Below are 15,651 nucleotides of genomic sequence, written 5' to 3' on the forward strand. Positions count from 1 at the left end.
GTGCACCTTTCAGATCATCGGCGTCCGGGTGATGCCGCAGGTCGGTGTCCCGGCCGCCCTTATCGTGAGATCGAACTCGGGCACCGGCGCCCTCAACCTGGTTCGAGGTTAGGGAGATCGACGGTGTCGCCTGATGGCCATCGCGGCCGAGGTGTTGCTCTTTCCGGCCAACCGTTCGCGTTCCGCCGCGGCACGGCCGGGATGCGGGCGATGATCGAGGTCGGCGCCGAGCACGGCGTGGACGTGCGGAAGATGTTGCGCGGCACCGGAATTTCCCCGGAGATGCTGCACGGCGGCGCGGTGGTGAACGGGACGCAGGAACTCGCCGTGGCGGCCAACCTGGTCACCGAGTCCGGCGCCGAGTCCGGTGTCGGGCTCGCCGTCGGTGAACGGCTTTCCCTGCGCGCCTACGGGGTCTGGGGCTTCGCGCTGCTGACCTGCCCGACGGTGCGCAGTGCCGTCGAGTTCGGTCTGCACTACCTGCCGCTCACCTACGCGGTCACCGCTCTCGGCCTGTGCGTGTGCGAGGACGAAGCCCACCTGGTCGTGGAAGAACCCGATTCGCCGCCGGCGCTCAGGACGTTCCTCGTCGAGCGCGAGATCGCGGTCACGGCCGGCATCCTCCGCGCCATCCTCGACGGGTCACCGCCCTCGATGCGCGTGGAGCTGCGACTGCCCCGTCCGTCCCTCGACTACGAGACCGTGCTCGACGCACCGGTGCGGTTCGACGCTCCGCACAACGCGATCGTCACGAACACCGCGGTGCTGGACCTCCCGCTCCCCCAAGCAGATCCACTCACCAAGACGGCGTGTGAACGCGCGTGCCACACACTGCTGCTGGAACGCAGCTCCCCCGGCATCACGCAGCGCGTGCGGACGATCATCGACGAAGGAGTCACCGACGCGAGCCTCGTCGCCGCGCGCCTGCACCTGTCGGACCGCACGCTCCGCCGGCACCTCGCCGCGGAGGGCTCGTCGTTTCGGAGCCTCGTCGAGGAAACTCGCCGGGCCAAGGCCGTCGAGCTCATGAACCTGCACCACCTCAGCGTCGAGCAGGCCGCGCTGCGACTGGGCTACGCCGACGCCGCCACGTTCATCCGCGCGTTCCGTCGGTGGACGGGCACGACGCCCGGTGCCGCGAGTGGTTTCCGTCGTCAGGGCAACGGAACCCGGCGTGTTGATCGCCGTTCCTCGCGCCACCAGGACTGAGGTGCGAGACCGTCGTCCGCAGTGGACAGTTCGAACCCGTTCATCCCGTCAGGGCGACAGCTGGGTTGGACGTGGCGAAGAGGCTGTCGAACACCCGGACACGATCGAAGGACAGGGCGTGCTCGCGTGCTCGGTCCGCCATGAGTTGGCGTTCCTCGGCTGACATGTCGAGCACCACCCGGTCGATCGCAACAGCGATGTTGTTCGCGTTGCCGGCCTCGACGACGATGGCCGTCCCGCCCACCGCTTCACCGACACCACCGGTGGTGGTCGTGATCACCGGCCCGCCGCCGGCGAGCATCTTCTCGGTCAGCGCGATGCCGAAGGTCTCGACGAAGTCCGGTTCGGGCTTGGTCGGCAGCGCGTACACGGCACAGCCGTTCATCAGCAGCGGCTTCTCCTCGTCCTCCACGTCGGTGAGGAAGACGATCCGGTCGTTGTGCCGAGTGATCGCCCGGAGGTGCTCCAGTTCGGGGCCGTTGCCGGCGACCACGAGCTTCAGCCGTGCCTGCGCCTGGCACCGGGCGAACGCGTCCACCAGGTCGTAGATGCCTTTGGCCCTCGTCACGCGAGACAGGAACAACACGTAACCGTCGCGTTCCAGGCCGCGTCGCTTCAGGGCGGCGTCCACGAGCGCCGGATCGAGGTCGAGGTAGGCCGAGGTGTCGATCGGCGGATAGCTGACCGATATCCGGCGCTCGCACTGGCGGGCGAACCGGGTGCCGCAGTGCTCGTCGACGGCCTCCGCACAGGCGATGATCTCCTGCCTGGTGTACTCCGACACGGCGATCACCTGGTCGTTCGCGAGGAACCGGGTGAACAGAACCACGGCTGCCCCGAATCGCCCCTCGCGCAGGCACGAGCGGATCACGTTGGTGACGTCCGAGCCGACGGCCTTCGCGATGGTGTGGACGTCAGATGCGTAGCCGGCCGCGCGTGCCGCGTCGACGGCATCGCGTACCACGGCGTCGTGGGGAGCGAGGTACATCGACACACACGTGGTCGGGACCGGCTCGGCGAGCAGTTCGACCAGGCGTCCCGTCAGCCCCGCCAGATACCGGCCGTCGGGCACTCGGTAGTCGCCGACCGGCTCGGGCCGCTCCACGGTGATGCCCTCGCTGTAGGGCATGATCCGATCCAGCGGCTTGAGGGGCAGGCCTGCCGCCTGCAGCACGGGTATCGGCCAGGTCAGCAGCCGGACGTCGTCGAAGCCGCGGGTGAGCGCGACCTCGGCCAGGTTGCGGGCCTCTCCGGAGTGACCGCAGATGACCGGGTCGGCCCGGACCACGATGACGAGACGGCGGCGTGGCCTGTTCATGGGCGAGCCCCCTTTCCGAGCGGGTCGGACACGGATGGCGGCAGGATCTTGCGTCCCCATTCCGAGGGCTGCGGGCCGAGTTCGAGGAGCAGCCGGCCACCGGCGTGGACGTCGGACGCGCGCAGGTGCGCCGCGTCCAGTGGTGTGCCGTTCAGCTGGGCGGACTGCACGTACTGCGGCGGCGGGTTCTCGTCCAACCCGTCCGAACTGATGGACGTCTCGCGGTGTCCACGTGTCTCGATCACGAAATCGCGGTCCCCGAGGTGCAGGGTGGCGTGGCTGAAGGCGGGCGCGTTGACGAGGAAGAGGTTCTGCCCGGCGACCGGGAACAGGCCGAGCGAGGCCCACACGTACCAGGAGCTCAGCCCGCCCGAGTCGTCGTTACCGGGCAGGCCGCCGCGACCCGTGCCGAACTGCCAGGTCAGGGCCGCGTGCACGATCTCGGCCGTGCGATCCGGCCGAGCCGCGTAGTGGTAGGACCACGGCGCTTCCATGTCCGGCTCGTTGTTCAGCCCTTCGAACCGGTTCAGCAGGTAGCCGGCCGCCATCTCCGCCGCGTCCGGCCGCTGACCGGGCTGCACCACACGCGGGGCGCCGTAGCCGAAGAACGCGTCGAGTGTGTTGACGAACGCTTCGTTCCCACCGACCATCGCGATTCTCGCGGCCATGTCGTGCAGCAGCCTGAACGAGTAGTTCCACTTGCCGCCTTCGTAGAACGACGAGTCGAGAAGCAGGCCGGTGTCCGGGTCGAACGCGTTGGACCACAGACGGCTTCGCGCATCGAGGTCGTCGGCGAGCTGGACGTCGTTCAGGGCACGGGCGACACCGGAGGTGCAGTGGCACGCGTAGGCGAGGTCGAGCGTGTGCGAGATCGGGTGCACGACGCCGTGCTCGTAGAAGTCCTCGCCGTACATCCGGCGCAGGTCGTCGTACATGTGCACCAGCGCCCAGGTCCAGTCCAGGTCGCCGAGGCCGAGGGCGTGCACGTCGGCCAGCGCGGTGTGGACCAACGCGCTCGCTTGCCGGAAGAACCTGTCCGCGCCGCGAGCCATCCGATATCCGATGGGGAAGTTGCCTTCCTCCTCGCAGACCCGGATCAGCGACTCCAGGAGATCGACCGCCCGGTCCGGGCAGATGGCGATGAGCAACGGCAGCTGGGTCTTGTAGATGTCCCACATCGTGCAGATGTCGAACACGAAGGGGCCGGAGGACGGCCAGAACGGGCTCTCGTCGTCGGCGAAGCACGGCTTGACCAGAGAGTGGTACAGGGCCGTCGCGAACACCTGTCGCCGGGCGGGCGAGCCGCCTTCGACCTCCACCCGCCCCACGTGGTCGCGCCACCGAGCCTTGGTCTGCGCCCGGACGGCGTCGAACGCCCGCGCCCCGTCACCGCATTCGCGATACAGGTTTTCCCTGGCCTGTTCACAGCCGCGCAACGAGAATCCGATCTGGATCTCGACGCTCTGCCCGGCGGAGGTGGGGCCCATGTAGAGCATCCCGAACGGGCGCAACGTGGTCTGCCTGATGCGGTCGAAGTCGAGCCGCGTGCCACCCTCGATCAGCCGGCGGTCGTGCCAGAGCATCTGCCGCCAGCCCGGACCGTCGACCTTGATGTACACCGACAGCGGCACACCCTCGACGACCACCGTTCCCTGGGCGCGGCCGTTGCCGAGGCTCTCCACGTGCGCCCGCAGCGGCACCGTGCGACCGAGGTCGATGGCCAGCCCACCGCAGGACAGGTCGACGACGACCCGTGCGCTGCGATGCTCGGGGAAGACGTAGCGGTGGACGGCGACCTTGGCGCCGACGGTGACCTCACACCGAATACCGGTGTCGAGGGTGGCCGCGTAGTACCCGGCTTCAGCGGTCTCGTCGTGCAGCGGCCAGGCCTGGCCGAGGACGTCCAGCGGCTGCACCATCGGGGTCACCCGCACGTAGTTGTAGTACTTGCGTATCGCACCGGTACCGGACTGCTGGAAGTGGGTGAAACCCGAGGCGTGCAGCCGATCGAACAGCTCTTCCGGCTGCCCCTCGGTGTTCTTCATGTAGAGGCCGTACCCGGTCGGATAGGCACCGGAGTAGGCGCAGGCAGACACCATGCCCAGCGGCGACGTCGCGCCGGGATGGGTGTTGCCGACCTGCGCTTTCGGCCACCACCAGGTGGCCGCCAGTCCCTGCGCCGCAGGCAGTGAGGTGGCAGCCGTTCCGATGAAAGGATCAATCTCGTCGAGGATGACCAGACACTAGGTCAGCGGGGGTGTCACATTGGTTTCAGCGACGTGAAATCGTTGATCGACCAGGCCACGCACGAGACGTCTGAATGTCCTGAAACGTGCTCGTCGACATCCGGCCGTAGAACGCAAAGCGCAAGCCCGGCTGGCACCGGCCAGCGAGGATTCTCCGGTGCGCGTCGCGGCAGCGAAGGTCATCAAGCACCGGTGCCACTCGCACGCCGGCGGTTCGGTCTCGCACCCGCTCACCTCAAGCCGTTCAACGGCAGTGCGCGAGGGCACTGAAGCGAACGGATCCGCCGCCCCAGCGCGACGCCCCACCGGCCGGAAGCCCTTCCACACTCCCGCACCTCGCGGCGCGCCTCGTGGCGGTTCATACTGGATGCTTCCGGGCTGGCTCATCGAGGCTGGTGGATCACATGCGGATTCCGGGACGTCGCCCTCGGCGAGGCGAGGCCGTGGCAGCTGCGAAGGATCCCGCCGCCGCGCGTCTGGTCGCACTGCGCTCGCTGCTGGAGGTAGCCACCCATGCGGTCGCACTCCAACCCGCCGCCGAGCAGATCATCGACGCCTGCGCACAACCCGGCAACGTTCCGGCACAGGTGGCCCGACAGGGCGGCCGGATCGCGTCCAACTACTGCCGGCTGCACGGGTGGGCTCTGGACCTCATCGGCGACGCCGACCGCGCGTCACTGGAGTTCCGGGTGACTCAGCTACTGCACTACCACGCCCAGATGATCGACACGTGCCTCAAGCTCGCCTTCCCGAAGTTCCGAAGCCCCAGGCTCGAACAGCGGCGGCTGGCGTTGCGCGGACTCGGCGAGCCGGCACGCACCCTGCGCGACGCACGGACAGCGCTCGCCCTGTGGATCTCCGACCTCGAACAGACCGACAGCGTCGAGCCACCATCCTGAACCTGTGACGCTCGATTGTGATCATCAGCACGGTGTCTGGGTGGCCAGACGTGACAACCCGGTCTCGCCTCGTCCGCGTTTCCTCCCCTGTAGGCCACGGCGGTCCGCCGTGGCCGTTCGTTGCATGGGGGTTTCTTTGAACAGACACAAGCGTCGAATCCTGACCCGCGTGATCGCCGTCGGTTCCCTGGCGGCGACGGTGCTCACTGCCGGGCAGTCGGCTGTGGCGAGCACCGACGTGACCGGTGACCGGCCGGCCACCGCCACGGCGGTCGAGGTGTTCACCGCGGCGCCCGCGATACCGGACCAACTCGCCGACGACGTGGCGCAGGCCCTGGAGGCGGCGGAGGCGCGTGCCGAGGCGGACCCGGCGGACCTCGCGCCTCCTTACGTCGACCGGACCACCGGCCGGATCGTCGCGGGCGTGCGCACCGGCGCCGACTCGACGAAGACCGCCTACGCGGCAGGCAGCATCGGCGTCGATCCGTCCACTGCGGACAACGGGAACGACGACGCGAACCAGGACGGCCTCGAGACCGGCAAGACCGAGGAACCGGCGTCCGAGACCGCGGCCGCTGAGCCGGAGGCCGCGCAGGCTGTCGTGATCCCGAAGATCTTCTACCCGAGCACGCCGAACGCCAAGTACAGCCTGGCCGAGCTCGACGCCGTGAAGGACGCGGTGCTGGAGTCCGACGTGCCCGGTGTGCAGAACCTGTACGCCGCGTCCGTGGAGGCCGAGCGCAACCGCGTGGTGGTGCGTGCCTCGGCGCTCACCGAGGAGACCCGCACGGCGCTGGCGAGCAAGTACGGCGCCGACAAGGTCGCGGTGCACCTCGCTCCGAACACCTTCGCGCAGAAGCAGGTCAGCCGGGACGACGACGCCAACCCGTTCTTCGGCGGTTCCACCACCAACACCAACGCAGGCACCTGCACGGTCGGGTTCTCCTGGACGCACGAGGGCGAGAGCTACTTCCTCACCGCCGGGCACTGCACGAGTGCCAACAGCGACGTGCGGATGCCGCGCTACGGCACGCAGAAGGTCGGCAAGGTCGTCAAGGACAACTGGAACAACACCACCGGCTCGACCAAGATGAGCGGTGTGTCGTACTACAGCGGTGACCTCGCGCTGGTGAAGATGAACGGCAGCTGGAAGACCGCGGGCAAGATGTACGTCGGCGGGCCGAACTCGAGCTCCTACCGGAAGGTCAAGGGAGTCGCCAGCAGGGCGCCGAAGAAGGGCGACAAGTACTGCACGGGCGGCACCACCAAGGGCGAGCTGTGCGGCTGGAAGGTCTGGGACGCCAAGACCAACATCCGGTACCTCGACGGCGAGATGGCGCGCAACGTGACCCTGGGCAAGAAGGGCGGCACCTGCACCGCGCGTGGCGACTCCGGCGGCCCGACCTACACGGTCAGCGGCGGGAAGATCGTCGCGAAGGGCATCCTCAGCGCTGGCGGCAACTTCAACGACGGTGACTGCATGGACGTGTTCACCGACATCCGGTTGGCCGAGAAGGCGATGCCGGGCATCGTGAAGAAGGGCTGACGAGTCGTGTTCTCAGGTGGCCGGGCGCACTGCGTGCCCGGCCACCCGCCGGCAACCAGGCGTGCGGGCTGCGGCATTCCAGATGTTCTTGATCGTCGCCCTACCGGGAAGCGAACGTCCGCCGCAGGGTCAGAACATCGTGTTGTCGTTGGCGGACGTTGCAGGCACGTCCTGCACCACGTCCCAGTGCTCGACGATCTTGCCGTCCGGGCGCACGCGGAAGATGTCCACAACGGACTGTCCGCGATCCTCGGGGCTGGTCCGGTAGTGGGCGTGGATCGCGACGAGATCCCCTTCAGCGATGACGCGCTTGCGGTCCGCGGTCAGCTGCGGGAACTGCTGGAAGAACGCGGTGAACGTCTCCCGGAGACCGGCCGTGCCGCTGGGAATGGCGGGGTTGTGCTGGTGGTACTCGGGCGCCAGGCGCTTGACCGCGTCGACGTCCTTGTCGACGAGGAGCTGGTCGAAGTAGGCGGTGGCGGCCGACCTGGTGCGCTGCGTCAGCCAGCGCGGGCCGGGCTGGTTCGTCCGCGGTGAGCTGACCGTGGAGAACATGTCGTTGCCGCTGACGGACGTGGCCGGCACGTCCTGAACGGTGTCCCAGTGCTCGGCGATCATGTGGTTGCGGTCGAAGCGGAAGATGTCCACCACGGCCGAGCCGCGCGTGCCGGGCGTGAGAACCACGTTGGAGTGCACCAGAACCAGGTCGCCGTCGGCGATCATCCGCTTGATGTCGTACTTGAGGTGGGGGAACTGCGCCGTCAACGGGCCGGCGAGGGCCTTGAGCGCCTCCGTGCCGTTGGGTGCCAACGGGTTGTGCTGGATGTAGTCGGGACGGATGTAGCGGTCCACGACCGCGGTGTCGCCGTCCTCGAAGAGGCGCTTGAGCACCTGCACGGTGATGGCCTTGTGCTTGTCGAGCGCGCTCGGTTGCCAGGAGTGTGCCGGACTCGACGCGACGGCCGCTGGTGCGAATCCGGTCATGGCGCCGAGGGTCACGGCCAGCACGGTGGCGGCCACTTTCCTGGGCAGGGCGGTGGTGGGGCGCATCGGTCTCCTCTGGTGCTCTGTACGTGCCGACAGCATACGTCAAACTTGTCAGCCGCTGACAAATGAGACGGTAGGCGTCAACTTTGGCGGAAGCTACAGTGGTCGCGTGAGTGCGAAGCAGCAGGGCCTGCGGGAGAGGACCCGGCAGGCGGTGCGCGCCCAGTTGATGGACGTCGCGTGGGACCTGTTCGTCCGGCAGGGGTACGACACCACGACGGTGGACGAGATCGCCGCCGCGGTCGGGATGTCACAGCGCAGCTTCTTCCGCTACTTCGCGTCCAAAGAGGACGTCGTCCTGGTGAAGTTCGAGAAGGTCGGCGCGCTCCTGGCGGACGAGCTCGCCGGTCGGCCCGCAGAGGAGGACGCCTGGACGGCGCTGCGCCGCTCGTTCGACGTGATCGTGAACGCCACCGAACACGATCCTCGCTACGGTCTCGCGCTGCTGCGGATCACCGACCAGTCACCGGCGCTGCGAGCCGGACGCGTGGAGCAGCAGAAGCAGTGGCAGGACCTGCTGAGCCCGCTCGTCGCCCAACGCCTGGCCCTGCCCGCCGCGGATCACGACCCGCGCGCGACCGCACTCACCGCCGCCGCGCTCGCGTGCTTCAGCGTCGCCAACGGCGTCTGGCTGCAGAGCGACGGAACAGAATCCCTGCGCCGGCTCGTGGACGACGCGATGCACGCGGTGAGGCCCGGCTCGTTCTGACCACGGACCAGATCCGCACACCACGCCTCGTCTGCTGGCGGCGAGATCAACCACCGGGTCGAGGAGCCACCAGCTGACGGCTCTGCTCGAGCAGGCGCCGGTAGAGGAGCACATGGCTGGCCGCTGCCTTCTCCCAGCTGTAGCCCGCGGCGAGGGCCTGTCCTGCCGCCTGGAAGGAGCCGGGTTCGGCGAGTGCGGCGCGCAGCTGGGCGGCGAACCCGGCGGGGTCCGCGGCGAACCGGGCGGCCGTGCCGAAGACCTCGCGCAGCACGGGCAGGTCCCGGGTGACCACGGGCACCCCGGCGGCGAGGGCTTCCATCGCGGCCAGGCCGAAGCCCTCCTTGGTGGACGGGAAGGCGAACGCGCTCGCGGCGGCGACGAGTGACGGCAGTTCGTCGTGCTGGATCGGGCCGAGCACCACGGGTTCGACCCCGAGTTCGGCGGCGCGTGCGTCGAAGCGGGCCCGGTAGTCGCGGTAGTCGAACAGGGTCTCGCCGCCTGCCAGCACGAGCTCGAGGTCCGGGTCGGACTCCCGCAGGAGCGCGTACGCCTCCAGGAGGTCCAGCGTGCCCTTGCGCGGCTCGATGCCGCCGACGGCCAGCACGTAGCGGCCCAGCCGCGAGCGCCATCGGCGCAGCCCGAGGACGTCTTCGGCCGCGAGCTCGAACCGTCGCGAGTCCACACCGTTCGGGATGACGTCGGCCTGGATTCCCCAGCCCTGTCTGAGTTCCTCCGCCACCGCCGCGGAGACGCAGAGGTGGGCGAACGGCTCCCTGATCGCGCGTTCGTGGCAGGCGATGAGCTCGGGAGTGGTGAAGTGGTCGATGTGGTGGACCGTGCGGACGCACCGCGACACGGCGTTGGCGCTGATGCAGTCCTGGGCGTGGACGATGTCGTAGCCGACGGGGTCGAAGGCGGCGCGCAGGGTCTCGATGGAACGGAGGATGCGGGCGCCGACGTCTTCTCCGTCGCGGTCCGGGAACGGCACGATCTCCTGCCGGACCGCGGGGTCGACGGGACGGAAGAAACCGCTGTCGCCACCGCGGCCGAGCGTCCACACCGTCACGTCCTCGCCTGCCGCCGCCAGCGCTTCGGCGAGTGCGAGGGTGTGCACGACGCCGCCGCGTGGTTTGGTCGAGTAGCTCAGCAGCGCGATCTTCACGGGGTTCTCCGGTAGGCGGCCGGGTTGAGCTCGCCGAGGTGGTGCAGCACCCGGCGGGCGTTGGCGATCTCCGCGACGACGTCGAGCTCCGCGACGGCGATGCCGGCTTTGCTCCAGGTGCGGGCGAGGATGTCCCCGCCTGGTCCGACGACCTTGGCCTGCCCCAGGAAGCGCATCCCGCCCATGGCACCGGTCTGGTTCGACGAGACGAGCACGACCTGGTTCTCGGCGGCACGTGCCTGGTCGTAGAGATCGAACAGGCGGGACTGGCGGTCCTGGGTCATGCGCGGCGCGCGGTTGGTGATGCTCGTCGGCCACGCGGACAGGCACGCCACGATCTCGGCACCGTCCAGCGCCAGCGACCGCGCCGACTCGGGGAACGTCTTGTCGTAGTCGATCAACATGCCGAGCCGGCCGACTGGCGTGTCGAACGCGGCGAACGTGTCGCCCGGAGAGTAGGCGATGGTCTCCCCCGGCGGCTGGTGCACCTTGCGGTGGTGCCCGAGCATCCCGTCCCCGGTCACGCACACCGCGGCGTTGTACCTGTCGCCGTCGGCCGCCTCGCAGTAGCCGACGCAGACGACCATCTCGGCGGCCAGCGTCGCGATCTGCTTCACCAGCGGGCTGTCGCGTTCGAGAGCGGGTGGCAGCGCGTGCGGGTCCGGGTGGCGCAGGTCCGCGAGATAGCCGCCGAGCGCCGCGTCCGGCAGCACCAGCAGGGAGACTCCCGAAGCGCGCGCGTGGTCGATGAGTGTGGTGATGCGCTGCAGGGCGAAGTCGAGGTCCCGCCCGAAATGCGCGGCAACGGCACCGATGCGGATCGCTCCCATCGGGTCAGTATCTCGCTGCCACGAGATCCTCGTACGCCTCGGGTCGCCGGTCTCTCAGGTGTCCCATGGACCGCCGGGCAGTGTCCAGGGCCTGCCGCACGTCGAGCTCGGCGACCGCGACGCCCTCGGCCACGCCGGTGTCGGCCACGATCTCGCCACCGGGGTCGACGACCTTGGCGCTGGCCACGAACCGCAGGTCGCCGAACGTGCCGGACTGGTTGGCCGACAGCCACACGATCTGGTTCTCCAGCGCCCGCGCGCGGTCGAACAGGTCGAACCGTCGTTTCCACCGGTCCTGCGCGAGATCCGCGGCGGGGCTCGTCCGGCTGCCGGGCCAGGCCGACATGCACACCACGATCTCGGCGCCGTCCAGCGCGAGCGACCGCGCCGACTCGGGGAAGGCCTTGTCGTAGCAGATCAGCATGCCCAGCCGGCCGGCCGGCGTGTCGAACGCGGCGAAGGCGTCGCCCGCCCGGTAGGTGGCGTCCTCGGACAACGGCTGGTGCACCTTGCGGTGGTTGCCGAGCACGCCGTCACCGTGGACGCACACCGCACTGTTGTAACGGAACCCGTCCGCTTCCTCGCAGTACCCGGCGGTGACCACCATGTCGCCGGCGAGCGCGGCGAGCCTGCGGATCTCGGGCCCGTCGAGCGCGAGCGCCGGTGGCCCGTCCGCGTCTCCGTCGAGGTTGGCCAGGTAGCCGCCGAGACACGCCTCGGGCAGCGCGAGCAGCCCGACCCCGTCGGCACGTGCCCGGTCGATCAGCCGCGAGATCCGCGCGAAGGCGGCCTCCAGGTCGCGGTCGAACGGCGCGGCCACCGCGGCCATGCGCAGCTTGCTCATGAAGTCCCCAATCCCGTGACCCCAGCCTCGATGGCCGCGGTCTCCTCGCCGTCCGGCCAGCGCAGCGTCACGCCGCTGCCCGCCACCAGCTCCCCGCATTCGGCACTCACCGCGGGGCTCACGAGCGGGGCGGCACCGGGTTCGTCCGCCGTGAGCATCGCGAAGCCCGGGAAGCAGGTGAGCCAGTCCCCCACCGTCGCAGCGGACGGCCGGGGTACGTCGGCGACGGTGAGCACCGCCCCGCACCCGCTGGACTCGGCGAGCATGCCGAGCGTCCCCACTACTCCCGCCATGGACACGTCCTTGGCGGCCGCGGGGCGGGCCGTCGCGACCGCTCCCAGCATCGCCCGCAGCTCCGGCGTGCGCCGCGAGGTCGTGGAATCCCATTGCCTGCCCGCATATCCCGGCCGCCAGCTCCCGGCGAGGTCCGCCGTGAGCCGCACCCGGTGCCCCGGCCGCCCGCCACCACCGGGCACCGGCCGCGCCGTGCGGCCCAGCGCCGTCACCGACAGCGCGGCGGGCACGCCGAGCTGGGTGTGCCCGCCGAGCACCGGCACGTCGTAGGCCTGGCTCGCCCGCCGCAACCCGGCCAGCACACGTGCCGCGAAGGAGCGGTCGCGCGCGCCGAGCGCGTCCAGCAAGCCGACCGGTTCGGCGCCCATTGCTGCGAGGTCGTTGACGTTGACCAGCACCGAGCACCAGCCCGCCCAGTCCGGGTCGCGTTCGACCATCGACGGCAGGATCGCGTCGCACGCCGCGACCAGGTCGCTGCCCGGTACCGGCACGCCGTCGTCGCCGACGAAGCCGGGCACGCCGGTGAGTCCGGCGAGCAGCGGCCCGAGATCGCTCTTGGTGGCCTGGGCCAGTGCGGCGATCCGGCCGATCGGCCACCGCATCAGCACGTGCGGGGTGTCGGCCACGGACACGGGCCGCACCGTCGTCCAGCCCAGGCGGGTGAACAGGGGCTCGTTGCGGGTCTGGACGGTGGCCTCGAAGCGGAGCACCCCGGCGTTCTCGGCGTACGCGCACGCCGCCCTGATCAGCGCCGCTCCGATCATCCCGCGGCTCGCCGGAGCGACCACGAGTCTTCCGCCGAGCCACCAGCCGAGGTCGGGTCCCTCGGTCGCCGGGCCGAGCCGCACCCCGCCCAGGACCTCTCCCGCACCGTCACGGGCGACCAGCACGACGGTCCGCGGGTCGTCGTCACGATCGTCGCGGTCGTGTCCGGTGAACAGGCCTTGCTCTCGCACGAACACCTCGGTCCGCAACGCGTGGTAGGCCGCTGTGGTCACCGCGTCGTCGGTCTGCTCGATGCGGAACGCGGGTTGACGCGCGATGGTGGCACGGTCTCCCAGGACCGCGAGGACGTCGATCACCGTCAGCCTCCCGCCGCGCTCAGTGCACCGCACGCCCCGCAGGCCGCGCATCCGGCGCCCTGGTCGGCGCCCTTCATCCCCGCGGCGCGCAGCAACGCGGCCACCCGCTCGGTGACGTCGCGGACCACGGCGGGCGCGGGTGGCTCGGCGCCGTCACGGCGGGCGAGCGTGCCCAGCATCGGCCGCATCGGCACCACGAACGGGTACACACCGCGCTCGATCAGCCGCGCCGCGCCCGCCACCAGGTCGTCCGGATCCTCACCGAGACCGATGAGCAGATAGGTCGAGACGCGGTTGCGGCCGAACACCCGGACCGCCTCGTCCCACGCGGCTTCGTACTCGGCGAGCGGCACGGTCGCCTTGCCCGGCATCCACCGCCGCCGCACGTCGTCGTCGAGCGACTCGACGTGGATGCCGATCGAGGTCGCACCCGCCTCGCGCAGCTCGGTCAGCACGGCGAGGTCGGCGGGCGGCTCGATCTGCACCTGGATCGGCAGGCCGGGCACCGCCTCGAGCACCTCGCGCACGCATCGTGCGAGGTGCCGGGCGCCGCGGTCGGGCCCGGCCGTGGTGCCGGTGGTCATCACCATCTGCCGCACGCCGTCCAGCCGGACCGCGGCCTCGGCCACCTCGGCCAGCTGCGCCGGTGTCTTCGCCGCGACCGTCGCGCCGGAACGCAGTGACTCCTCGATGGCGCAGAACCGGCAGCGTTGTTCCTCGGCGTAACGGATGCAGGTCTGCACCACGGTCGTGGCGAGCACGTCGCGTCCGTGCAACAGCGCGATCTTGCGGTACGGCACACCGTCCGCCGTGGTGAGGTCGTAGAACTCGGGCCGTGCCACCGGTTCCACGGACAGGCCGAGGTCGATCGTCCCCTCGAACACCCGCCCGTCCCGGACGGTGTAAGGACTTTCGGGGTTCAGCGGCAGTGCCGCGTTGGCGCCGTCGACGACCAGGTGGCCGTCGTCGCTCGGGCCCGCACCCTTGCTGCGCCGCACCGGCGCGTCCACCCGCACGCCCCGCACGGCCAGGTCGATCCTCGTGGCGAGCTTCTGCGCCGCCTGCTCATCTGTGTCAACGCGCACGGTCACCAGGGCCTCCGGTGGAAGCCCTGGCCTTCAGGCCGGAGAGGAATCCGGACTCTGCCAGGAGCGTCTCGGCGGAGCCGGGGTGGTCCGAGCACATGGTGCGCGGGTCGGCGGGTCGGCGTCGTGGTCGTCATGGTGCTCCCGGTAGGTTGTGTGTCGTGCGGACGGCGTACAGGTGCCGGGCTTACCCGACCTCCGAGCAGGCTGCGGTACTGAACCGCACGTTCGGGTGTGTGCGTCTGGTGTGGAACAAGACCCTCGCCGAGCGGAACCGCCGCTACCGCGCCGAGGGTGCGCGTACCTCGTACCGCGAGACCGATGCCGCGCTGACCGAGTGGAAACGCACCACGGAGCTCGCGTTTCTGTCGGAGGTGTCGTCGGTGCCGTTGCAGCAGACGCTGCGCCACCAGCACACCGCGTTCGGCAACTTCTTCGCCGGGCGTGCCCGCGCGCCGAGGTTCAGGTCCCGTACCGGGCGGCAGAGCGCGCACTACACCCGCTCGGCGTTCCGGATGCGCGAGGGTGTGCTGACGCTGGCCAAGACCAGCACACCGCTGCGATTCGTCTGGTCCTTCGACGACGTGGACCCGGCCGCACTGGACCCGACGATGGTGGTGGTGTCCCGTCAGCCGGACAACCGCTGGTACGTCACGTTCGCCGTGGACATCACCGAGCCCGCCCCGACCGAGCCCGCCGGGCACGCTGTCGGAGTCGACCTCGGCTTGACCGACTTGCTGGTGACCAGTGACGGTGAGCGGATCGCCAACCCGCGGCACCTGGCCGGCAAGTCCCGGAACCTGGCCCGCTACCAGCGCCGGATGGCCCGCTGCCGGCGCGGCAGCGGCAACCGCCGCAAAGCCAAGGCCAAGGTCGCCCGCGCGCATCGCAAGGTCCGCAACGCCCGGCAGGACTTCCTGCACCGCACAACGACTGCTCTGGTGCGCTCGGCCGACGTGATCGTGATCGAGGACCTGTCGGTCACGAACATGGTGCGCAACCGGCACCTCGCCCGCGCCATCTCCGACGCGGGCTGGGGAGAGTTCCGGCGGCAGCTGGAGTACAAGTGCGACCGGGCCGGTCGCACACTGGTCGTGATCGACCGCTGGTTCCCGTCCAGCAAGACGTGTTCGGCCTGCGGGCACGTGCTCGCCGAGCTTGCTTTGTCCGCCCGGCACTGGACGTGTCCGGGCTGCCGCACCCGGCACGACCGGGATCTCAACGCGGCGAAGAACATCCTTGCGGCTGGTCGAGCCGTAGCCCGAAGCACAGTCTCGGGTGATGCCTGCGGAGCTGATGTCAGACGGCAAGGGCCCTCTCTTCCGCGATCGGCGATGAAACAGGAAACCCGCGCCGCGAGGCACAGCGCGTAAGCGCTAC

Annotated in this window: 13 protein-coding genes; 5 read left to right on the top strand and 8 right to left on the bottom strand. The window is 69.9% G+C overall.

Annotation, left to right across the window (positions count from 1 at the left end; all coding sequences use genetic code 11):
- Positions 1-123: 123 nt before the first annotated feature.
- Positions 124-1,209 carry an AraC family transcriptional regulator gene (locus ACFOWZ_RS15155; RefSeq protein WP_382372806.1) on the top strand — a complete coding sequence of 362 codons (1,086 nt, stop codon included), beginning with the start codon at positions 124-126 and terminating at the stop codon, positions 1,207-1,209.
- Positions 1,210-1,249: 40 nt separating this feature from the next.
- Here the strand turns inward: ACFOWZ_RS15155 and ACFOWZ_RS15160 are convergent, their stop codons facing one another.
- Positions 1,250-2,527 carry a glycosyltransferase gene (locus ACFOWZ_RS15160; RefSeq protein ID WP_382372808.1) on the bottom strand — a complete coding sequence of 426 codons (1,278 nt, stop codon included), beginning with the start codon at positions 2,525-2,527 and terminating at the stop codon, positions 1,250-1,252.
- Entirely contained in the window at positions 2,524-4,767 is a 2,244-nt protein-coding gene (locus ACFOWZ_RS15165; RefSeq protein WP_382372960.1) for a glycoside hydrolase domain-containing protein, read from the bottom strand. Before ACFOWZ_RS15165 ends, ACFOWZ_RS15160 begins: the two co-directional genes overlap by 4 nt.
- A 449-nt stretch (positions 4,768-5,216) precedes the next feature.
- Between ACFOWZ_RS15165 and ACFOWZ_RS15170 the strand changes: the two genes are divergently transcribed.
- Both ACFOWZ_RS15170 and ACFOWZ_RS15175 read left to right on the top strand, forming a co-directional pair.
- A complete protein-coding gene (locus ACFOWZ_RS15170) occupies positions 5,217-5,672 on the top strand; it encodes a hypothetical protein (RefSeq protein ID WP_382372810.1) in 456 nt (151 codons plus the stop codon).
- A 169-nt stretch (positions 5,673-5,841) separates the two neighbouring features.
- On the top strand, positions 5,842-7,218 hold the full coding sequence (locus ACFOWZ_RS15175; RefSeq protein WP_382372812.1) for a S1 family peptidase: 1,377 nt from the start codon (positions 5,842-5,844) through the stop codon (positions 7,216-7,218).
- 129 nt (positions 7,219-7,347) lie between these two features.
- Here ACFOWZ_RS15175 and ACFOWZ_RS15180 read toward each other — a convergent pair whose 3' ends face one another.
- Positions 7,348-8,268, bottom strand: coding sequence for a nuclear transport factor 2 family protein (locus ACFOWZ_RS15180; protein WP_382372814.1), 921 nt, complete (start codon positions 8,266-8,268; stop codon positions 7,348-7,350).
- 106 nt (positions 8,269-8,374) lie between these two features.
- Between ACFOWZ_RS15180 and ACFOWZ_RS15185 the strand changes: the two genes are divergently transcribed.
- The gene (locus ACFOWZ_RS15185; RefSeq protein WP_382372816.1) at positions 8,375-8,974 is read left to right on the top strand and encodes a TetR/AcrR family transcriptional regulator; all 600 of its coding nucleotides are present in this window, start codon (positions 8,375-8,377) and stop codon (positions 8,972-8,974) included.
- A 46-nt stretch (positions 8,975-9,020) separates the two neighbouring features.
- Here ACFOWZ_RS15185 and ACFOWZ_RS15190 read toward each other — a convergent pair whose 3' ends face one another.
- From ACFOWZ_RS15190 to ACFOWZ_RS15210, 5 genes are read right to left on the bottom strand one after another with little or no spacing between them, the layout of a single operon-like run.
- Positions 9,021-10,136: an MSMEG_0565 family glycosyltransferase gene (locus tag ACFOWZ_RS15190; protein ID WP_382372818.1), complete on the bottom strand. Its 1,116-nt coding sequence runs from the start codon at positions 10,134-10,136 to the stop codon at positions 9,021-9,023.
- The gene (locus ACFOWZ_RS15195) at positions 10,133-10,966 is read right to left on the bottom strand and encodes a carbon-nitrogen hydrolase family protein (RefSeq protein ID WP_382372820.1); all 834 of its coding nucleotides are present in this window, start codon (positions 10,964-10,966) and stop codon (positions 10,133-10,135) included. Before ACFOWZ_RS15195 ends, ACFOWZ_RS15190 begins: the two co-directional genes overlap by 4 nt.
- A gap of 4 nt (positions 10,967-10,970) precedes the next feature.
- Positions 10,971-11,810 (bottom strand): carbon-nitrogen hydrolase family protein, encoded by an 840-nt coding sequence (locus tag ACFOWZ_RS15200; protein WP_382372822.1) that lies wholly within the window; start codon positions 11,808-11,810, stop codon positions 10,971-10,973.
- Complete coding sequence (locus ACFOWZ_RS15205) at positions 11,807-13,186, bottom strand: MSMEG_0567/sll0787 family protein (protein ID WP_382372824.1); 1,380 nt, start codon at positions 13,184-13,186, stop codon at positions 11,807-11,809. Before ACFOWZ_RS15205 ends, ACFOWZ_RS15200 begins: the two co-directional genes overlap by 4 nt.
- 2 nt (positions 13,187-13,188) lie before the next feature.
- Positions 13,189-14,277, bottom strand: coding sequence for an MSMEG_0568 family radical SAM protein (locus ACFOWZ_RS15210; protein WP_382372826.1), 1,089 nt, complete (start codon positions 14,275-14,277; stop codon positions 13,189-13,191).
- 155 nt (positions 14,278-14,432) lie between these two features.
- Here ACFOWZ_RS15210 and ACFOWZ_RS15215 point away from each other — a divergent pair, with 155 nt between their 5' ends.
- Positions 14,433-15,644 carry an RNA-guided endonuclease InsQ/TnpB family protein gene (locus ACFOWZ_RS15215; protein WP_382372828.1) on the top strand — a complete coding sequence of 404 codons (1,212 nt, stop codon included), beginning with the start codon at positions 14,433-14,435 and terminating at the stop codon, positions 15,642-15,644.
- The last annotated feature ends 7 nt before the right edge of the window (positions 15,645-15,651 follow it).

This window comes from Lentzea rhizosphaerae (genome assembly GCF_042649515.1).
In the GTDB taxonomy this organism is placed as follows: domain Bacteria; phylum Actinomycetota; class Actinomycetes; order Mycobacteriales; family Pseudonocardiaceae; genus Lentzea; species Lentzea aerocolonigenes.